Origin of the sequence: Hyphomicrobium sp. MC1 (genome assembly GCF_000253295.1) — a bacterium.
In the GTDB taxonomy this organism is placed as follows: domain Bacteria; phylum Pseudomonadota; class Alphaproteobacteria; order Rhizobiales; family Hyphomicrobiaceae; genus Hyphomicrobium_B.
On the sequence record NC_015717.1, the window covers coordinates 1,249,261 to 1,268,708 of the forward strand.

The following is a 19,448-nucleotide window of genomic DNA, read 5'->3' on the forward strand; positions in this document are numbered from 1 at the left end:
CGCGCTATGGCAGCCTATCTTCCCAGTCGACCCAATCGACTGGGATTTCTTTCAGATAGGCGCTGACGGCTGCGCCGATCGTCGGAAAAAACGCTTGTTCGCCGAGTTGTTTCGCCAGACCAAAGCGCTTCAACTTATCTTTTACCGGGTCTTTCAATTCGGCAAAGCACAGCGCGATTCCCGCTTTCTGCAGCGTGCGGTCGAGTTCCGCCACCGTGTCGGCTGCGGTGACGTCGACATTCGTTATAGGTTCGGAGGCGACGACAACCCATCGCGCTGGCGTTGGCGCGGTTTCAACCGCCGTGATCACGCAATCCTGGAACAGTTCTGCGTTCGCAAAAAAAAGAGGCGCGTCCCAACGGAAAAGCACAAGACCCGGAATGCGGCGCGCATCGGGATATCGGCTGATGTCGTGATAGCCTTTGATGCCTTCGGCGCGGCCGAGAACCGCATAATGAGGCCGCCATGCATCCCAGAGGAATTGCCCGAGGGCGATGATGACCGCGAGCGCGATGCCCTGAATTGCGCCAAACACGGCGACGCCGGCGAAGCATACGATAGAAAGCCAGAATTCCCACTTCTGCATCCGATAGATGCGCTTCAGGTCTTGAATTTCAAACAGCCCGATTGCCGAAGCTATGACGACGGCCGCAAGCGCGCTCGTGGGCAAGTTCTGCAATAAGTTGGGTGCGGCGATGATAAGTAAGGCAACTGCCAGCGCGCCAGTGATGCCCGTCATCTGGGTCATTGCGCCCGCGGCCTCCGCGACGGGGGTCCGCGATGAGCTGCTGCTGATCGGAAAGCCCTGAAAAAATCCCGCCGCGAGATTGGCCGCGCCTAATCCGACAAGTTCTTGGTTCGGATCGACATATGTCCTCGTTCGGGCAGCGTATGCCCGCGAAAGAACGCTCGTGTCAGCGAAGGAGATCAAGGCCACGGCGAGGCCACCCGACAGGACCGTCGCGAAATCTGTCGAATAAATCCAGGGAATGCTAAACGACGGCAAACCCTCGGGTAGCGGCCCGAGGACTGAAACGCCGGCACTCTTCGCCAGACCCAGCGTGCCGACGACGGCGGTCGCCCCAATGACTGCTATCAAGATGCCCGGGACAACCTTGCAGCGCTTGAGAAGCAGGATGACAGCCAACGTTGCGGCGCCGATCGCGAACGCGGTCCAATTCGTCTTGCCGCTGGTAACACCATTACCGATCGCAACGATGTCGCGCAGGGGGCCCTGGCTTTCAATCGAAAATCCGAGCAGCTTCGGCACTTGGCTCAGCAATACCGTCAGGGCGATGCCGTTCATGTAGCCATAGCGGATGGGCTTCGACAAAAGTTCGGTGACGAAGCCTAACTTCGCAAGACCTGCCGCGACGCAGACGACGCCGGATACGATCGCCATTGCTCCTGCGAGCGCGACTGCCCGCATTGGATCGCCGCCCGAGAGGGGCAACACTACAGCGAGGATGACGGCAGCAAGGGATGAATCCGGACCAAGAACGAGGATGCGGCTCGGACCAAAAAGGGCATAGACGATCAACGGCACAATCGTCGCGTAGAGACCGTAAATCCCCGGCAAACCAGATGCGACTGCATATGCGATCCCCGCCGGTACAAGCATCGTCGCAAGAACCAAGCCCGCAACGACATCATGCTTTATCCAGCTCGGCTGATAGTGCTTAAGCGTATTCAGGCCCGGAAGCCAACGCTCCGCTGCGCCGCGATTACCTGCCATTTGGGGGCGCAAGATCTGGCGTTGGGTCGGGCTTCGTGTCGCCGTGGGGTCAACGGTCATTCAAGGCCCCGTATGGAGACTGAGCATGCGCTCCAAAATAGGGTACGCCGCTTAAATTTTGCTGCAATAGGTGTGCTGTGCCGTTGCGAAGTCCTTGATTGCCGTCAAGTGCGCGATGGTAGATTGGCGTTAAAAGTTTCATGCAGCGCGCTGGCGATCCGTATGCTGCCCCGTTTTCCATTGTTGATTTTCTTCGGCGTCGGAATATCCTGAACAAACATAGTATGCAGGCTGATCTTTTCGTGAGTTGCCGCATATTTCTTGACGTTCTCAGTCAAAGAAGCGCTCGGTATCACGAGCATGAATCCAAAAAAACATCGGATGTTCGAAACACCATTGAAGTCGGGGGGAATTGAAAAGATCCAAGGAGAAAAGCAATGCCTGGGCTCTTGCGACCGGAAGACCTGAAGATGATTTCGCTCGATGCGGAAACGGAAGAATACAATCGAGAGCGAGACCTCAAGAAAAAGAAAGCGCAGCAAGATAAGGAGCTGCGCGAAGCGTTCATGTCGCGCAAAGTCGCAGAAAAAGCCCTGGCGATTGATCGCGTCAACAATGCCATTCGAATTGCCGCTCAAAATGGCCAGCATCATCTGCAGGTCATCACGTTCCCGTCGAGCTACTGCAGCGACGGCGGCCGCCGCATCAACATTGCCGATCCGGAATGGCCGACGACGCTTACGGGTTTCGCAAAAGATGCGTACGAATTCTACGATACGGAGCTACGCCCCCTGGGGTACAAGCTCCGTGCGGAAATCATAAGTTTTCCCGGCGGGATGCCCGGCGAGGTGGCAATGTCGCTGGCGTGGTAAGCGACGGGCGATACTCTTTTTGTTGGCGCTTTGCGACACGCGTTCCGCGAGCCGGCCGCAAAGCGCGGGGATGTTTCGCGTGCAGGACTACGCCTTCTTGACGAATTCGGACTTGAGGCTCATCTGGCCGATGCCCTCGATCTTGCAGTCGATATCGTGATCGCTGTCGACAAGGCGGATGTTCTTCACCTTGGTGCCCATCTTCACGACATTGCTTGAGCCCTTCAGCTTCAGATCCTTGATGACGATGACCGTATCGCCGTCCTGCAAGGTGTTGCCCGCCGAGTCCCGGTAAACCTTCACGTCTTCATCATCGGACGCGGCGGCCGTTTGCGGGTTCCACTCGTACGCGCACTCCGGACAGACGTAGAGGTTGCCGTCCTCGTAGGTGTATTGCGAGGAGCATTTCGGGCAGGCTGGGAGAGTGCTCATTAAGGTTTGCCTTATTGATTGCGCGTTCCGACTCGCCTGCGGCGAGCCGGCCGGAACGCGCATTTGATGTTGCTTCGTTCCCGCTGGAATAAGGTGTGAAGGACGACGCTGCAAGTATGCGCGTCCGGCCGGCTCTGCGGAGCGGGGCCGGATGGCGCAAATAAAAAACTCTCTCACCCCCGTCTCGCTTTCTCGATTGCCGCGACGTCGATCTTCTTCATCGTCATCATGGCTGAGAATGCGCGCTTGGCTTCGTCGCCGCCAATGGCGAGAGCGTCGGTCAAGACGCGCGGGGTGATCTGCCAGTTGACGCCCCATTTGTCCTTGCACCAGCCGCATTCGCTCTCGCGGCCGCCATTGCCGACGATGGCATTCCAATAGCGGTCGGTTTCTTCCTGATCTTCGGTTGAGATCGAAAACGAGAGCGCTTCGCTGTGCTTGATCCCCGGTCCGCCGTTGAGGCCCATGCATGGAATGCCGACGACGGTGAATTCGACGACGATGACGTCGCCCTCATGGCCTGAGGGATAGTCGCCCGGCGCGCGGATGACGGCGTCGAGGGAGCTGTCGGGGAACACGCTCGCGTAGAAGCGGGCGGCGGCTTCGGCCTCCTTGTCGTACCAGACGCAGATCCGGCTCTTGGACATGACTAGGGCTCCTTTTTGTTTGCGGCTTCCGACTCCGCTTCGCGGAGCCGGCCGGAAGCCGCGACTGATGCTGCGCGACCGGTGCCTTCTTAAGACGGTCTCGGCATTCCCGTTCCGACACATAGATGCGCTTTTTCTTGATTGCGCCGGTGCGACAGTTTTTGATTTGCGCATGGCGACTCCCCTGCGGGTAGCCAGCCGCCATGCGCGAATTTTTCGGCGCGCCGGCCGCCCGGCGCGTCGCGATGGAAGAAACTCCAGGCATGCGCCAACGGCCGGCTCCGCGGAGCGGAGTCGTTTGGCGCCAATCAAAAAGCACGAAGCGGACGGGTTCCGCGGCGTAGGGTCTTCGCAATGTTGGTCTCGGAACCGGTCCGCTCCGTGACAGCCAGAGATCAGGGTTCCGGCAGGCCACTTAATGAAGCGGGATATTCCGCACACGGTTTCTCTCATGCCGTGCGGACCTGCTTTCCGCCTTGACCGCATCGCGCGCGTGACGCGAGCGGGTGAGGCTGCCCCACCCGAGCGCCACGCGACGCCTCGCGCGATGCCCTTGCCGGATGGGTGAGGGGATTATGAGGTGTGCAGCAATACCGGGGATTACTTTTTTAGGAGGGGTCGCAGCGCATTCGGTGTTCCGCGCCCGGCGGCCGGCTCGACGAAGGAGAGTCGCCGGGCGCAATCAAAAGAGAGGGCGGGGATAAGTTTTTTTCTGGGGACCGGCGCGATCAAGGAATGCCGATAGCCGAGCGCAGCGCTTAACGTGTCCGCTCAGCTCTTTGTGCACACAATTCTAGCGTCTAAGCGAAGCGCGATTTGAAATGCAATTAATGTGTAACTTAGTTTTGGGTAGCATGTTGTGAAACCGCTTGTCGTTTATCTCGATACATCGGATCTTATTGCGATGAGGGAGGCCGATCCTGAAGCAATTCCATCTGCCGTATTTCGACGCTTGATGGGATTTAAGAACGACGGAGCGGTAATCTTTCCGATCTCTTTTTTTCAATATTTTGAATATATGCAGGCCGCTGATGCAAAATTCACGGACGATAGATATCAGCGGGCGAGATTTCTATTGGAAGTCAGCGGGGGCTGGTCATTCCCTTACTATGAAGACCTGTTAGATGACTCAGTGCCCCAGCAAGGACCGTATTGGATACCTCAAGAATCTTTAAATATGTTCGACGTTGATGGACTGGCGCGCGATCTGCGCGCACGGGTAATCAAGTTGGTCGCAGAGCGCAACTTAGCCAACCGTCGTGATCGTCGGAAGCTTGCTTCACCAACGGGGTTTCAGGAATTTTTGAGGAATAACCCGTCCACGACGGCGCATGTGCAGGATGATTACAGCGACAAGCTATATTCAGACGTTGTCGCGCGCGATGTCGTGATAAAATACCTTCTGGGCGAGATCGATCGAAATTCGGCAAACGAGATTATCCGTTCACGATCGCTGACTTTCGGATCGGTGTATCATTGGTTTTTTGAGCATGGCAGAAATGATAATCCAATGACCGACAAACTTCGGGAGCTAAAACGTAGGTGGGAGGACAGATTTGAGGAACTACGTTCGGCAATGATGCGGGCAAAGGAGATTGCTCAGGAAGTAGCGGTACTTGAGAAATCGATTGCAAGTGGAGCCGCCGGTCAATTGAAAAGCGACCTCAGACAGGAACTTCTGATCGAGCTTAAGCGCCAAAAAGCATCTGCCAAGAATTTTGCTTCTCGGCCCATACGGTCTCCCCTTGTTGACACCATGCGAAAAGCTCCTGGTGCAAGTGAGCGGTTTCAACTGATTGCGGTTGAGGTATTAAACGCAATAGCATGTGAAAAAGTGCAATTCAAACCATCGCTTCTTGGTGATCTTCTTCATTCTGTTTACCTGCCATTCTGTGACCTATGGCGCGGAGATAGAAGTTTCAGCCACATTTTGTTTACAGGTAAGGTCCCTAATGCAGAGAAAGTTGTTTCGAAATTGCAAGACTTGCCTAGTGAGATCGAAAAGAAACTCGGACGGAACTCCCCGCGTTGACTTAGGCGTTATAGGGCTTAGACGCTAGTGCTTTGCCTCCCCGCATCACGACGTCAGTGCCCTGCACGCCGCCTCAATACCCACTCCCGTCCTTCCGCGTAAACTGCCACTTCCCGTTCGGGCCGAGTGAGGCTTTGAGGTCGTCGCTCGGATAGCTGCCTTCGTCGCCGGGCGTGCGGTCGCCGATCTCGAGATAGACGACGTCACGCGTCGTCCGGTTACGGATGCGACATCAGCCACCTCAACGTCATGCCGACGGAGGTCGGCACCCAGACAAGCAGCAACATAGCGATTGTCGAGGGTTGACTGGATCCCGGCCTACGCCGGGATGACGGTGTGGAGAAGTCTAGGCTCAAGCGGAGAGGGGGTTACTCCGCCGCCTGGCGTTTTTTGTTTGCGCCCGGCGACTCCCGTCCCGGGGGCCGGCCGCCGGGCGCGGCTTTGCTGCGCGCCAGTACCGGCTTCAAATACTGTCCGGTGTAGCTTTCCTTGACCTTCACGATGTCTTCGGGCGTGCCGGCCGCAACGATCGTGCCGCCGCCGTCGCCGCCTTCGGGGCCGAGGTCGATGATCCAGTCGGCGGTCTTGATGACTTCGAGATTGTGCTCGATGACGACGACGGTGTTGCCCGCGTCCGCCAGCTCGTGCAGCACCTCGAGCAGCTTGGCGACGTCGTGGAAGTGCAGGCCCGTCGTCGGCTCATCAAGAATATAGAGCGTGCGGCCGGTCGCGCGGCGGCTCAATTCCTTCGACAGCTTGATGCGCTGCGCCTCGCCGCCCGAGAGCGTCGTCGCCTGCTGGCCGATGTGGATGTAACCCAAGCCGACGCGCGCGAGCGTTTCGAGCTTGTCGCGGATCGACGGCACGGCCTTGAAGAACTCGGCGCCTTCCTCGACCGTCATGTCGAGCACGTCGGCGATCGACTTCTCCTTGAAGGTGACGGCGAGCGTCTCGCGATTGTAGCGCTTGCCCTTGCATTCCTCGCACGTGACGTAGACGTCGGGCAGGAAGTGCATCTCGATCTTGATGACGCCGTCGCCCTGGCAGACCTCGCAGCGGCCGCCTTTGACGTTGAACGAAAAGCGCCCCGGTTCGTAGCCCCGCGTTTTGGCTTCGGGGAGGCCCGCGAACCATTCGCGGATCGGTGTGAAGGCGCCGGTGTAGGTTGCGGGGTTGGAGCGCGGCGTGCGGCCGATCGGCGACTGGTCGATGTCGATGATCTTGTCGAAGTGCTCGATGCCGGTGATCTTGTCGTGCTCGCCGGGGTGGTCCTTGGCGTTGTTCAGCTTGCGCGCGACGGCCTTGAAGAGCGTGTCGATCAGCAGCGTCGATTTTCCGCCGCCGCTGACGCCCGTGATGCAGGTGAAGAGGCCGACGGGGACGGACGCGGTGACGTTCTTCAGGTTGTTCTCGCGCGCGCCGGTGACGGTGAGCATGCGTTTGGGGTCGGGCGCGCGGCGGTTTTTCGGGACGGGGACAAAGCGGGTGCCGGAGAGGTATTCGCCGGTGATGCTTTGGGGTGAGTCCATAATATCTTGCGGCGTGCCTTGGGCGATGACCTTGCCGCCGTGGACACCGGCGCCGGGGCCGATGTCGACAACGTGGTCGGCGGTCATGATCGCGTCCTCGTCGTGCTCGACGACGATGACGGTGTTGCCGATGTCGCGCAGGTGTTTCAGCGTTTCGAGCAGGCGGTCGTTGTCTTTCTGGTGCAGGCCGATGGAGGGTTCGTCGAGCACGTAGAGCACGCCGGTCAGGCCTGAGCCGATCTGCGAGGCAAGGCGGATGCGTTGGGACTCGCCGCCGCTCAGCGTGCCGGACGAGCGCGAGAGGGTCAGGTATTCGAGGCCGACGTCATTCAGGAACTTCAGGCGGTCGCGGATTTCCTTCAGGATGCGCGTCGCGATTTCGGACTGCTGCTTGGTGAAGGTTTTCGGGATCTCGCTGAACCAGACGTTGGCGGCCTTGATCGAGAGGTCGCAGACCTCGCCGATGTGTTTGCCGCCGATTTTCACGGCGAGCGCTTGCGGTTTCAGACGGAAGCCGTTGCAGCCTTCGCATGGGTGCGCCGCCTGATAGCGCGACAGCTCCTCGCGGACCCAGTCGCTGTCGGTTTCCTTGAAGCGGCGGGCGATGTTGCCGATGACGCCTTCGAACGGCTTTTCGGTGGAATAATTGCGCGTGCCGTCCCAGTAGGTGAACGTCACGTCTTCGTCGCCGGAGCCGAACAGGAGCGCGAGCTGGACGTGCTTCGGCAGCTTCTCCCACGGCGTCTTCATCGAGATCTTGTAGTGCTTGGCGAGGCTTTCGAGGGTCTGCTCGTAATAGGGCGATGAGACGCCGGTTTTCGCCCACGGGAAGATCGCGCCTTTTTCGAGCGAGAGCGAGCCGTCGGGCACGACGAGGTCCGGCTCGAAGCGGAGTTCGGAGCCGAGGCCGTCGCAGACCGGGCAGGCGCCGGCGGGGGCGTTGAACGAGAACAAGCGCGGCTCGATTTCGTCGATCGTGAAGCCCGACACGGGGCACGCGAAGCGCGATGAAAACAGAATGCGCTCGTGCGTGTCGTTCTTCGATTTGTTCGCGCCCTCGGTTTCGGCTTTCGACAGTGGCTTGTCGACGTATTCGGCGATGGCGAGGCCGTCGGACAGTTTCAGCGCCTGTTCGAATGAGTCCGCGAGCCGGGTGCCGATGTCTTTCTTCACGACGATACGGTCGATGACGACGTCGATGTCGTGCTTGTATTTTTTGTCGAGCTTCGGCGCGTCTTCAATCGCGTAGACGGTGCCGTTGATCTTGAGGCGCTGGTAGCCCTTCTTCTGCCACTCGGCGATTTCCTTGCGGTATTCGCCTTTGCGGCCGCGAACGACGGGCGCGAGAAGCAGAAGGCGCGTGCCGTCGGGCAGCGCCAGCACGCGGTCGACCATCTGCGCCACGGTCTGGCTTTCGATCGGCAGGCCGGTCGCGGGCGAATAAGGAACGCCGACACGGGCGAACAGCAGGCGGAGGTAGTCGTAGATCTCCGTCACGGTGCCGACAGTCGAGCGCGGGTTCTTGCTCGTCGTCTTCTGCTCGATGGAGATGGCAGGCGACAGGCCGTCGATGTGATCGACGTCCGGCTTCTGCATCATCTCCAGGAACTGGCGGGCGTATGCCGACAAGCTCTCGACGTAGCGGCGCTGGCCTTCAGCGTAGATCGTGTCGAAGGCGAGGGACGACTTGCCGGACCCCGACAATCCCGTGAACACGACGAGCGCGTCACGCGGGATCTCGATGTCGACGTTTTTCAGGTTGTGTTCGCGCGCACCCCGGACGTGGATGGTCTTCATCAGCTCGGAGGCGGGGCGGGAATTGGGTTTTGTCGATTTGGCCATGAGAACCGTCTAGCCGAGGGGTGGCGGGACTGGCAATGGAACCCGACGGCGCGGGGGCAATATGGGGGCGGGGTGCGGCATAAAACAGTCCCGCGACCGTGACGCTTGGCTGTCCGGCTGGTTATTCGGTGGCGTTCTAGGCGGCGTCTGGGGGATTGTCCGGCTTGCTGGCCGGGTCTGGGTCGACGATCGGGGCTGGAGAAGGCGTGTCGAGAGCTACGATCATGGCTCCAGCCGTTTCCCGTGAGCCCTGGACGACGTCGGAGGCTCCGTATTGCTTCAGGTAGGCTTCCTCGGCGTCCGAATGAGCGCGGGCGATGATCTGCAGGCCGGGATTGGCGGCGCGGCCCTGGGCGACGATCTGTCCAGCCTCGAAGCAGTCGGGAATGGCGACGATCAGCGCCCGGGCGTCCTTCAGGTTGGCCGACGCCAGATCGGTGACGGCGTTGGCGGCCACGGCGTCAAGACCGCGAGCTTTCAGCGTTTGGGCAGTGTCGTCCCGGTCGTCCATGACGAACAGCGGGGTGCCGCGTTGGATCAGGCTCTCGCCGATCAAGCTGCCGACCCGACCGAAGCCGACCAGCACGGTGTGACCGGTTTTCGACGTGACGTGCTCCAGCTCCGACGCCGGTTTGGCGGCCAGGGGAACTTGCCCTGGGGCTGGTCCCGCGGGCGCCGGTTCTTTCGGCTTTGGAGGCTCAGCCGCGATGGCAGGCCCGTAGCGTTCGACGGCCAGGAACAGCAGCGGGTTGAGCATGATCGACAGCAGCGCGCCCGCCAGGATCAGTTCACGCCCCTCGACCGGGAGCAATTTCAGCGTCACGCCTAGTCCGGCGAGAATGAACGAGAATTCGCCGATCTGGGCGAGGCTGGCGGCAATCAGCAGCGCGGTGCGCATGCCGTGGCCGAAGGCGAGGACGATCAGCCATGCTGCAAGCGATTTTCCGACAATGATAATCGCGATAACAGCCACGACGCGCAGCGGATTTTCGACGATGATATTGGGATAAAAGAGCATCCCGACCGACACGAAGAACAGCACCGCGAAGGCGTCGCGCAGCGGCAGCGTTTCGTTGGCGGCGCGCTGGCTCAATTCGGATTCGCTCAAGATCATGCCGGCGAAGAAGGCGCCGAGCGCCAGCGACACGCCGAACAGGTTTGCGGCTGCAAAAGCGACGCCGAGCGCGATCGTCAGCACGCCGAGGCGGAACAGCTCGCGCGAACCCGTGTGCGCGATGTGGTGCAGGATCGCCGGAATGAGCTTGCGTCCGCCGAGCAGCATGACGGCAACGAATGCGGCGACTTTCAAAAGCGTGACGGCGAGCGTCATCGCCAGTTCGTTCGGCGAGTGGGCTCCCGCCGCGTTGGCGCTCTCGGTGCTCAGCAGCGGGGCAACGGCGGGCAGGATCACGAGTGTCAGGACCATGACGAGGTCCTCGACGATCAGCCAGCCGACCGCGATGCGGCCCTGATCGGATTTGACGAGACGTCGTTCCTGGAGTGCACGCAGCAGCACGACTGTGCTGGCGACGGAGAGTGCGAGACCGAAGACGAGGCCTGCGCCCAACGACCATCCGAATGTCGTCGCGAGGCCGACGCCCATCGCGGTTGCGACGGCGATCTGAACGAGAGCCCCGGGCACGGCGATGGCGCGCACCGCCAGCAGCTCCGACATGGAGAAATGCAGCCCGACGCCGAACATCAAAAGAATGATGCCGATTTCCGCCAGTTCGTTAGCGAGGCCTTGGTCGGCCACGAAACCCGGTGTGAAAGGGCCGACGGCAACTCCGGCGAGCAGATAGCCGACGATAGGAGAGATGCGAAATCTCTGGGCGATGGCACCGAAAATGAAGGCCAGTGATAGGCCGACGACGATCGTAGCGATGAGCGGGGTATCGTGCGCCATTCCAGATGCGGCACCTCCTGAAGGCCGTTCCTCCAGTTTGCCCGGCTCAAGGCGAAACAATCAAGCCCCGCGGGAATTTAGGCTGGAGATTTCAAAGATGAGGGAGTTGGTTTTAGGGACCAGGTTCTGATGCCAAGGGTGCGGCTTCGTGGGTTCCCCTGTTCATCTCGGCTTTGCCTCGGGGATGACGGTGTTTCCGCGACACCCGTCCCCCCAAACGTCATCCCGGCGAAGGCCGGGATCCAGTCAAACCTCGACACCGAAGATACGGATACTTGCCTGGGTGCCGACCTTCGTCGGCATGACGGTGGTTGATCAGCCCGCGCGATTACAATGAGGACACCCGCCCCCGCGGGGAACGGTGTTCATGCGATGATATTCACGTGGTTGTCAGGATACCGTCAGCATTCAGCCTTGACGGCACGTTAAGCGTCGCGGAAATGAACCGCGGATCGTTATCGATGGGGGCATCACGTGAGCGACGCGCCGTCTCTTCTCAACTTTTCGCATCCGGCTCATCCGGTGAACCGAACGCTGACGGTGGTCAAGCTGCTGGTGCTTGCCGTATCCGTCGCCGCGGCCGTACCGACCGCGCGCAATCTGTATTTCTCCTGGAAGAACGACGTGCCGTTCAGCCAGGTCGATCACCGCCTGGCGCAAGCAGCGTTGCTGGAGAAGAATTTCGACTGCCGGATCGCGTATCGTTCGCTGACGACGCAGGGCAATGCGCAGGTTGAGGTCGGATCGTGTGCGAAGACCGGTGACATCTCGATCCGCGTGAAGAGCGCGGACGGTCAGGTCAACTACGAATGGATTGCATTCGATCAGTTGCCGAAGCCGATTTCGAAAACGGCGAGCCTGTGGGACTTGATTGTATCGCGCGCGGTGGCGGATGAAGCCGCACGGCGGGATGAGCCGTTCAATGTTGCGCAGGATGTGACGGTGCTGTGCCAGGCAAAGTCAGGCGACAACATCATTCGCGTCGTGCAATCCGGCGGACAGTGCACGCGCGAAACCGTTTCGATTTTCCGCGGCTCCGTCGAGAAAAGCGCGAGCGTGCCTTGCGATAAGGCGTGTCCTATTAAGTAAGCGCGTGCGACTCCCCTCCGGGGAGCCGGCCGCACGCGCAGGAGTTTTTTTATTGTGCTCGGGGACACGCATTCCGCGCGCCGGCCGCCGAGCACGGCAGTTTTTTATTTTCGCTTCCGACTCCGCTTCGCGGAGCCGGCCGGAAGCGACGGGACGTTTCACCATTCATCTTTCTGCGGCAGGCCGTCGGCGATGTCGTAGTAATCGGACTTCGAGCCGACAAAGATGTGCTCCTTGATCTTGAGGCCCGTCGGTCTGTCGAGCGTTCCGGCGGTGACATAAATTTCTTCGCTGCCGGGGGACTGCCAAAAGAGATTGCTACCGCAGCGCATGCAGAAGCCGCGGTTGCCGGCATCCGACGACGGATACCAGCGCAGCGTCTCGTCATTCAGCAATTTTAGGTCTGCGGCGGCGCAGCTCGTCATCGCAGCGTAATTTCCACTCGTCTTCGCGCATATCGAACAGTGACACGCGAGGATCGGGTTGAGTTCGCCGCCGATTTCATAGCGGACACCTCGGCAATGGCAGCTTCCTGTGGCGTGAACGGTCATTAGCAACGAATATCCTTCGAACGGCGATGCGGCTCGCAGTAAGATCACTGATATTGCGCGCATTTCAAACATTACCGATGAGAATTGTGATCGCTTTCTCCCTGATGACAACTTGACGACCGGGGTTTTGAGGCACACATTTCTCTTTGTGACGGTGCCGCTCTCGCTAGCTGTTCCGGTAATTGCGTCTCGGCCGAGGGGTCGATGAGCTGCGGAATGGAGACGCGAGCCGCAAGGGCTTCACGTGGTGCGTATGGGTCCCGTGAGGCGCATGTGGAACGTGGTAGGCGTGACGTTGAAACAGATCGAGGAGAGGAGATGACTCCACCGGGTTATCAATCAGGACCTCGAGACTTGTTCACGGGGTCAGCAGCTTGACAAGCGCTCTCGAGATTGTGGCCACGCTTGGCTCAGCTGCACTCGCTGCTACAATTTGGATATCTCACACGAGGGAGGCGGTCCGTGCGGCCGCTAGAGCCTCGCATTCAAAGGCCCGGTTTTAGTCTGGGCGAACCATCGAAGGTAAAAAACACAGCCCCGCGCGAATCCGAGGATTCGGCGGGGTTAGTTTTTGTGTGGTGCTTGGTGAAGTTTTTTGTTGTCGCTTCCGACTCCGCTCCGCGGAGCCGGCCGGAAGCGACGGGCTTGGCGAAACAGTCTTTGCACTTCACGGCGACACGTCACTACTGTCATCCTCGGCGTCAGGCCGAGGATCTATCAGGCAGCTATGCGAGATGAGCTATGGATCCCCGGGACGAGCCCGAGGATGACAGTAGATTGCGCTGCGCTTGGCCGTGGATGACCAGACGCATCAGTCCTTGTGGTTCGTGATCGCGACGAATTTGTCGTCGTTCTGGGCACGGCGTTCGTGCATCAGGAAGTCGTAGTAGCCGCAGCGACCGGAGCCCGGGTATGCGCGGCAGGCGGCGGGGCGCGCCTTATAGATTGTGCAGCAGCGCTTCTTGGTGTCGAAGAACTGGCAGATGCGGCCGTAGTGCTTATCGCGCTGGCGGCGCATGATGTACTTGTGGCCGTGGGCTTCGCGCGTAAAGCGGCGCTTCGCGGTTTCGTATTTCAGGTCGAAATGCTTGGCGAGGCGTTCCACGTCGCGCTTGTTCAGCGCAATGACCGGATACGAACAGCAGTATCCTGGGCAATTCAAACAATTGTACTGAGCCATTGCGGCTTTGGTGCTCCCGCGTGCGCACGCCATCCTCTGGGTAACGGCCTTAGATCATGCGGCGCGGCAGTCAAGACGGCATTCGCGGCGAACGCGACATTCCGGTGAGACCGTGGCGCGATGGGTTAATTTTGCTTGCGCCTAGTGGGGTGGGCGCTATACAGAACAATGAGAGAACATTGCTGTCCCCGCCCGGTCGATTAGGCCGTGGAGAACGATAAATGAAGTGAAGAAGGTGGCGGGGAGAGCCTTTAAAGTCAGAACGATTCCGCGCTATCCGAATGGCGCGTCTATGCAACTATTCATGTCGGCTGGCGAGCATGCCGCCGGTCGTCGCGAGGGGACGCCGTGGCGTTCCTCGCGTTCAGTCACGTTCAGTCAAGGAGACGAGTGAAATGGCAGGGTCGGTCAACAAAGTCATTCTGGTCGGCAATGTCGGCAAGGATCCGGAGATCCGCCGCACGCAGGATGGCCGCCCGATCGCCAACTTGAGCATCGCGACGAGCGATACCTGGCGCGACAAGCAGACGGGTGAGCGCAAGGAAAAGACCGAGTGGCATCGCGTCGTCGTCTTCAGTGAGCCGTTGTGCAAGATCATCGAGCAGTACGTGAAGAAGGGCGCGAAGCTCTACATCGAAGGCGCACTGCAGACGCGTAAGTGGACGGATCAGTCCGGCGCGGAGAAGTATTCGACCGAGGTCGTCATCCAGGGCTACAACGGCACGCTGACGATGCTCGATGGCGCAGGCGGCGGACGCGGCGCGTCGATCGGTATGCAGGAGAGCGGTCCGGATTACGCATCCGACGGCGGTTTCGGTTCGAGTTCGGGTGGCGAATCCCGGCGCGCGTCGGGTTCCAGGAGCGGCGGTTCGAAGCCAAGCTTCGACAAAGCGCTCGACGACGAGATTCCTTTCTGATGGTCGCTTCCGACTCCGCTTCGCGGAGCCGGCCGGAAGCAATGGGCTTGGTGGGGCAGTTTTCGGACGTCGACGCGACACGCGTTCCGCGCGCCGGCCGCCACGCACGGAAGTTCTGAGTTGTCGTTTCCTACTCCGCTTCGGGGAGCCGGCCGTCGACGCGGGCTTGGTGAGGCAGTCTTCAGACAAATGCGCCGGTTACAGAATGGATCCTCGGCCTGAAGCCGAGGATGACATTTTGATAGCGGGAACGCGCCCAACACCGCCATGGCCCGTGATGGCGGCACGTGACGCTTAATGCGTCGCGCCTGCCGCGATCGGCGGCTTGGTTTTGTTGAACTGGAAGGCTTTCTCCGACTGCACCTCGATGAAGAGGTGCTGCACCTCTGGGAAGCGCGTCTTGATGGCCTGCTGCAATCGTGCCGTTACGTCTTCGACCGTTCGTGCGCTGACCCAATCCTCGAAATCGACGCTGGCCGTAACGAGCACATCTTGCGGTCCCAGATGCATCGTCCGGATTTCGTTGATGGTGCGGATCGGTTTGTCAGGTCCGATTTCCTTGGCGATGATTTCATTCAACCCGGCTTGGACTGCGCGCGACGCCGACTCGCCGACGATCAACGAGCGAATTTCGCCCGACATGAAAATGGCAACGAAGCCCAGCACGCAGCCGATCAGAATCGAGGCGATGCCGTCAGCCTGCTCGTAGCCGCCGAAGTCGGCTGCCATCGTTCCGATCAAGGCGATGCTCAGTCCAATCATTGCGGCGCTGTCTTCCAGCACGATCGCGAACAGCGTCGGATCTTTCGATGCGCGTAGCGCGGCAATGAAGCCCAAGCCTGACGGGCCGCGTCGCGTGTTGAATTCTCCAACGGCCTTCCACGTCGAAAATCCTTCAAGCGCCATGGCGACGAGCAGCACGATGTAGACCACGAAGACGTCGTGTATCGGGTGCGGATGGAGCATCTTTTCGATGCCTTCGTAGATCGCGACGCCGGCGCCGAGTGCGAACAGCACCATCGCGACGATGAAGCTCCAGAAATAGATCTCCTTGCCGTAGCCGAATGGGTGGTGCGCGTCGGCGGGTTTTTCGGCGCGTTTGATGCCGAAGAACAGTAGCAGCTGGTTCGAGGTATCGACCAGCGAGTGAATGGCTTCCGAAAGCATTGCCGAGGATTGCGTCCACGCCGCCGCCGCGAATTTTGCGGCGGCGATGCCTAGATTACAGGCAAAAGCGACGACGATAACGGCTTTCGATCCGCCGGTGTCCACGGTTGTTGTCTCCCTCTACGGCACCCTCATGCGTACCCGATAGCAGGGGAATGCGTCCACCCGCGCGCATTGAAGGCCGCGCCACGCGAGCAATAACGGTCAGCCGAAACGTCGTCAGCGGCTGAGGACGTTGCGCTTATTCCAAAGAAAAACGGCCTGTTTCAAACGATCTTTGACAGCGCAACCGAAGCGTGTCTGAGACCATGGGAGAAGCCGAGCGCTACGATCGGTCGCCACATAGTAGCGGCTGATAAGCGGGTAAATGGCCCACGCCATCGCGACACCAACGATCACGTCCGTCACGTAATGCGAGCCGATTGGGACGCACGAGACGAGCATCAGCAGATTAAGCGGCACGAAGAGCCAGCGTAAAATCGGGACCGCCATCCAACCATACGCGAGCAGCACAGCCACAACGGCGTGATAGCTTGGGAACGTCACCAGTCCGGCAAAGTGCAGTTGATGATCGCCGTTGCGCAGCCCGTCCGTAATGCCCGGAGCAACCCATGCGGCAGGCACAATGACGCTCGGAAAATCGGATGATTTGAAATTGAAATGTGCATAGGGGCCGATCGCGGGAGCAACGAGAAAGATGGCGATGGTTGCGGCGAGTACCACGGTGGATGTTGTCATGACGCTGCGGAGACGCTCCGGATCAGCCCAGGCGAGCGTCAGCACCAGAATGATCGGCTGCCATTCGATGCTTGCGTAAGCGTGGCTCAAAATTCTGGTCAGTTCGGGATGGTCACGGAACCAGAATGCCAGCGCCACCCAGTCTATTCCGAGACCGGCGTCGGCAGCGACAAGAATCTTGTCCTGAAACGGAAATGCTGCCGAGGCAAAAATGGCTTCTAACGGCGGCATGATAAGAACGGTTGAAATTGAAAGCGCGGTCGCTTCAACCGCTATAGCGGCCCGCAGGTGGCCGCAGTGTATGAGATAGGCCGTGGCCGCAGCCATTGCCGCCAAACACGCCCCTTGGCGAAGAAAAAAGGCCGGAGGCGGGAACGCGAAATCCGTAATGGAGCAGAGCAGCGCAAGAAGTGCGGCACTTAGAGCTATCAAGATCCAGGCTGGGCGCATGGCGCGCGCCCATACTTTGCTAGCGGAGGGACGAAGTCCGGGAATGCCTTGTTTCAAAGGGCGAGCTGCTGCGGAAATGCGCAATGAATTGGCCATCATCAGCTCAGCAAGTAACGTATCGCTCGGAAACGCGCTCTATACAGGCAAAAATATAAAAGTCGCGTTAAACGCAGATACGCCGGAACGAAGCAATTAATAAAATCGAACGTATTTTTGAGCGTGCAGGTGGGCGCTACCGGCTCTAATTAGACCGCCGCAGTTTCCGTTCTGTGATGTGATTGCTCGCCGCGTACGCGTTTGTGGTCGCCGATTAACCGTGCAAGCCTGAGCGTCGTGTCCGGATCGGTTGCGGGGGAAGAGAATGCAGAAGGGCCCTTATGGTGGCGGCGGGATATTCTTTAAGATATGTCAGCCTTGATGCTCAAAGGCCCGGAAAACTCCGGGCCTTTGTTGGTCTCGCTGTCGGTTTTAGTGGGGCGTTTATTTCAGCGGCACGGGCTCGCTGCTGCGGCCGCTGAGGAGATCGGCAAGGTTGAAGCGATAGCCAACGCCGGCTGAGACGATGAGGGGGTCGACGTCGACCTTGGCGGTGATGCCCGTTCCGCGCCAGTTTGCATCGGTATCCAGCCAGATCTTTTTGACGTCGGCGTTCAAGTACCAGCCGTTTCCGATCTCATAGTCGACGCCGCCCTGGAGGGCGAAGCCGAAGGAGTCGCTCAGGTGCAGATTGCCGCCGAGGTCGCCACTATTGGTATTGAAGTAATGGATGTATTGGAAACCAACGCCACCATACGGCTTGAAGCCCATGATCGGGTCCATATGGTATTGCAGCGTGACCACTGGCGGGAAAGCCCAGAAGTTTCCGAGGTTGGTGCCGTTGATGGCGCCCTTGCCCTCGGCGCTGAACTTGGCGAAGCAACAGAAAAGTTCAGCCGCAATGTTCTTGGTAAAGAAATGGGTGATCGTGAGTGACGGGATCGTTTCCGTGCTGATCTCGGCGTCGGCGCCCGACAATGTGGTGCCGCCGCTATAGACGTGCGCGCCGGAGTCCGGAACGACAACAGAGCCCTCGACACGAACCAAAGTGTCGCCGCTGTAGTCGCCAGCCCGCGCCGATGCCGACGCCGATATCAACGCAAGCACCGTCAACGTCCCTATCCCAAGCCGCCGCATTCTCAATTCCCCTTCTTCAAATTTTCCTGCCATCGCAAAGTCGCATTCGACTCGATGGCTCCCCTTCGAGTTATCGTAGCGTTGTGGAGGAAGGCACAGAGCGCTTTAAGCCTCTCTCCTGATGGGAGTCAGAGTGGCGGCGTGATTGGGTTCGCTGTGACACGAGCGACACGGCATTTATTGATTCACATCAAATGCTACGTCTCGTGACGGTTGGATAACACTAACCGAATGGCCGGATATGCCGGCGCGAGTCGGGCCACATGCTCCCATGACATATGACGTTGCCGCACGATTGACGCCACGCAGTGAAGACCGCGTGCAGTTGGAACCGGGATTAGCGGGGATTGGCAGGCTTCGAAGCCGCGCGCAGTTCGTTCGCCTTGGCAATCGATATGCGCTTTCCTCTCTCGGATCGGGAAATGTCTACGTGGCGGCGAAAGGTGTCGTCGGCATGGAAGGCGGAGCGCCGGGATCGGATGTTCGCGTCATTACCGCGTTATTTTATCCGGGGGACGTTCTCGTTCCCGAGCTGCAGCCGCCGTTGTCGAATTTGGCGCTGGTCTCGCAGCGGCCAGCGGAGTTCTGGAAGCTGACGGCATCGGCATTCGCCGAGGAGGCGGCGCGCGACAGTCAGCTTTGGCAGACGATCTTTGCGCGCATCAACGATCAGAATGCGCGGGCGCAGATGCACGCCGCGGAGATGTCTATTCTCAATTCCGAAGAGCGCGTTGCGGCGTTTCTGATCGAGGCGGGGACGCGGCTCGGCATTTCGTCGGGCGGGATGATCGCGTATGAGCTGCCGCTGTCGCGTTATAGCATTGCCGATTACCTGTCGCTCAATGCCGATACGATCTCGCGGACGTTCTCGGCTTTCAATACGGCGCGGATCATCGAGCGCCGCGGGCGCTTCCAGATCGTCGTGCGCGACTGGCGGGCGCTGATGGAACGCTGCCCGATGAGCGAAGCCATCGTCGCCGCTCATGGCAACGGACGGTTGCCGGTTATCCGCTGACGGGCTTTCTTTCAGCAACGCGATGATTGTTGTCTTTGGTCGCTGGCTGAGATGACCGGTGTGGAGGGCGTTCCACTTCCAAAATCGTTATGCCCGTGGAAGCGACCGTCTACGACGGCCTTCGCCGGGACGACGTTGTGCCTGGGGTGTCGTTGTGCTTTCCGCTCAGTCAT

16 protein-coding genes are annotated in these 19,448 nt (G+C 59.6%); 5 read left to right on the forward strand and 11 right to left on the reverse strand.

What is annotated here, in order from left to right; all coding sequences use genetic code 11:
• Nucleotides 1-4: 4 nt before the first annotated feature.
• A complete protein-coding gene (locus tag HYPMC_RS06100) occupies nt 5-1,795 on the reverse strand; it encodes a SulP family inorganic anion transporter (RefSeq protein ID WP_013946969.1) in 1,791 nt (596 codons plus the stop codon).
• 104 nt (nt 1,796-1,899) lie between these two features.
• Nucleotides 1,900-2,073, reverse strand: coding sequence for a hypothetical protein (locus tag HYPMC_RS06105; RefSeq protein ID WP_157135405.1), 174 nt, complete (start codon nt 2,071-2,073; stop codon nt 1,900-1,902).
• Between the two features lie 99 nt (nt 2,074-2,172).
• On the opposite strand from HYPMC_RS06105, the gene HYPMC_RS06110 reads away from it, so the two are divergent.
• Nucleotides 2,173-2,607, forward strand: a complete 435-nt coding sequence (locus HYPMC_RS06110; RefSeq protein WP_013946972.1) for a hypothetical protein — start codon at nt 2,173-2,175, stop codon at nt 2,605-2,607.
• Nucleotides 2,608-2,694: 87 nt separating this feature from the next.
• On the opposite strand, the gene HYPMC_RS06115 is transcribed toward HYPMC_RS06110, so the two are convergent.
• The gene (locus HYPMC_RS06115; protein ID WP_013946973.1) at nt 2,695-3,039 is read right to left on the reverse strand and encodes a zinc ribbon domain-containing protein YjdM; all 345 of its coding nucleotides are present in this window, start codon (nt 3,037-3,039) and stop codon (nt 2,695-2,697) included.
• Nucleotides 3,040-3,212: 173 nt separating this feature from the next.
• Nucleotides 3,213-3,686 (reverse strand): VOC family protein, encoded by a 474-nt coding sequence (locus tag HYPMC_RS06120; RefSeq protein WP_013946975.1) that lies wholly within the window; start codon nt 3,684-3,686, stop codon nt 3,213-3,215.
• Between the two features lie 859 nt (nt 3,687-4,545).
• Between HYPMC_RS06120 and HYPMC_RS06125 the strand changes: the two genes are divergently transcribed.
• On the forward strand, nt 4,546-5,718 hold the full coding sequence (locus tag HYPMC_RS06125) for a hypothetical protein (RefSeq protein WP_013946976.1): 1,173 nt from the start codon (nt 4,546-4,548) through the stop codon (nt 5,716-5,718).
• 368 nt (nt 5,719-6,086) lie between these two features.
• Here the strand turns inward: HYPMC_RS06125 and uvrA are convergent, their stop codons facing one another.
• Together uvrA and ybaL are read right to left on the reverse strand one after the other, a co-directional pair.
• On the reverse strand, nt 6,087-9,089 hold the full coding sequence (gene uvrA, locus HYPMC_RS06130) for an excinuclease ABC subunit UvrA (RefSeq protein WP_013946977.1): 3,003 nt from the start codon (nt 9,087-9,089) through the stop codon (nt 6,087-6,089).
• 136 nt (nt 9,090-9,225) lie between these two features.
• On the reverse strand, nt 9,226-10,995 hold the full coding sequence (gene ybaL / locus HYPMC_RS06135; RefSeq protein WP_013946978.1) for a YbaL family putative K(+) efflux transporter: 1,770 nt from the start codon (nt 10,993-10,995) through the stop codon (nt 9,226-9,228).
• Between the two features lie 474 nt (nt 10,996-11,469).
• Here ybaL and HYPMC_RS06140 point away from each other — a divergent pair, with 474 nt between their 5' ends.
• Nucleotides 11,470-12,084: a hypothetical protein gene (locus HYPMC_RS06140; RefSeq protein ID WP_013946979.1), complete on the forward strand. Its 615-nt coding sequence runs from the start codon at nt 11,470-11,472 to the stop codon at nt 12,082-12,084.
• 158 nt (nt 12,085-12,242) lie between these two features.
• On the opposite strand, the gene HYPMC_RS06145 is transcribed toward HYPMC_RS06140, so the two are convergent.
• Both HYPMC_RS06145 and HYPMC_RS06150 read right to left on the reverse strand, forming a co-directional pair.
• Entirely contained in the window at nt 12,243-12,635 is a 393-nt protein-coding gene (locus HYPMC_RS06145) for a GFA family protein (protein ID WP_013946980.1), read from the reverse strand.
• 811 nt (nt 12,636-13,446) lie between these two features.
• Nucleotides 13,447-13,815 carry a YkgJ family cysteine cluster protein gene (locus tag HYPMC_RS06150; RefSeq protein WP_013946982.1) on the reverse strand — a complete coding sequence of 123 codons (369 nt, stop codon included), beginning with the start codon at nt 13,813-13,815 and terminating at the stop codon, nt 13,447-13,449.
• Between the two features lie 395 nt (nt 13,816-14,210).
• Here HYPMC_RS06150 and HYPMC_RS06155 point away from each other — a divergent pair, with 395 nt between their 5' ends.
• Complete coding sequence (locus tag HYPMC_RS06155) at nt 14,211-14,732, forward strand: single-stranded DNA-binding protein (RefSeq protein WP_013946984.1); 522 nt, start codon at nt 14,211-14,213, stop codon at nt 14,730-14,732.
• A gap of 294 nt (nt 14,733-15,026) precedes the next feature.
• Here HYPMC_RS06155 and HYPMC_RS06160 read toward each other — a convergent pair whose 3' ends face one another.
• The 3 genes from HYPMC_RS06160 to HYPMC_RS06170 form a co-directional block, all read right to left on the reverse strand.
• Nucleotides 15,027-16,004, reverse strand: coding sequence for a cation diffusion facilitator family transporter (locus tag HYPMC_RS06160; RefSeq protein ID WP_013946985.1), 978 nt, complete (start codon nt 16,002-16,004; stop codon nt 15,027-15,029).
• Nucleotides 16,005-16,118: 114 nt separating this feature from the next.
• Nucleotides 16,119-16,964: a phosphatase PAP2 family protein gene (locus HYPMC_RS06165; RefSeq protein WP_050976756.1), complete on the reverse strand. Its 846-nt coding sequence runs from the start codon at nt 16,962-16,964 to the stop codon at nt 16,119-16,121.
• Between the two features lie 603 nt (nt 16,965-17,567).
• Nucleotides 17,568-18,260 (reverse strand): OmpW family protein, encoded by a 693-nt coding sequence (locus HYPMC_RS06170; protein ID WP_013946988.1) that lies wholly within the window; start codon nt 18,258-18,260, stop codon nt 17,568-17,570.
• Between the two features lie 271 nt (nt 18,261-18,531).
• Here HYPMC_RS06170 and HYPMC_RS06175 point away from each other — a divergent pair, with 271 nt between their 5' ends.
• Nucleotides 18,532-19,275, forward strand: a complete 744-nt coding sequence (locus HYPMC_RS06175; protein ID WP_244420988.1) for a Crp/Fnr family transcriptional regulator — start codon at nt 18,532-18,534, stop codon at nt 19,273-19,275.
• The last annotated feature ends 173 nt before the right edge of the window (nt 19,276-19,448 follow it).

Excerpts from the sequence above, each read along its gene's own strand:
- HYPMC_RS06100 (WP_013946969.1), bottom strand. The coding sequence starts at position 1,795 with ATGACCGTTGACCCCACGGCGACACGAAGCCCGACCCAACGCCAGATC.
- HYPMC_RS06110 (WP_013946972.1), top strand. The coding sequence starts at position 2,173 with ATGCCTGGGCTCTTGCGACCGGAAGACCTGAAGATGATTTCGCTCGAT.
- HYPMC_RS06115 (WP_013946973.1), bottom strand. The coding sequence starts at position 3,039 with ATGAGCACTCTCCCAGCCTGCCCGAAATGCTCCTCGCAATACACCTAC.
- HYPMC_RS06120 (WP_013946975.1), bottom strand. The coding sequence starts at position 3,686 with ATGTCCAAGAGCCGGATCTGCGTCTGGTACGACAAGGAGGCCGAAGCC.
- uvrA (WP_013946977.1), bottom strand. The coding sequence starts at position 9,089 with ATGGCCAAATCGACAAAACCCAATTCCCGCCCCGCCTCCGAGCTGATG.
- ybaL (WP_013946978.1), bottom strand. The coding sequence starts at position 10,995 with ATGGCGCACGATACCCCGCTCATCGCTACGATCGTCGTCGGCCTATCA.
- HYPMC_RS06145 (WP_013946980.1), bottom strand. The coding sequence starts at position 12,635 with ATGACCGTTCACGCCACAGGAAGCTGCCATTGCCGAGGTGTCCGCTAT.
- HYPMC_RS06150 (WP_013946982.1), bottom strand. The coding sequence starts at position 13,815 with ATGGCTCAGTACAATTGTTTGAATTGCCCAGGATACTGCTGTTCGTAT.
- HYPMC_RS06155 (WP_013946984.1), top strand. The coding sequence starts at position 14,211 with ATGGCAGGGTCGGTCAACAAAGTCATTCTGGTCGGCAATGTCGGCAAG.
- HYPMC_RS06165 (WP_050976756.1), bottom strand. The coding sequence starts at position 16,964 with ATGGCTGCGGCCACGGCCTATCTCATACACTGCGGCCACCTGCGGGCC.
- HYPMC_RS06170 (WP_013946988.1), bottom strand. The coding sequence starts at position 18,260 with ATGCGGCGGCTTGGGATAGGGACGTTGACGGTGCTTGCGTTGATATCG.
- HYPMC_RS06175 (WP_244420988.1), top strand. The coding sequence starts at position 18,532 with ATGACATATGACGTTGCCGCACGATTGACGCCACGCAGTGAAGACCGC.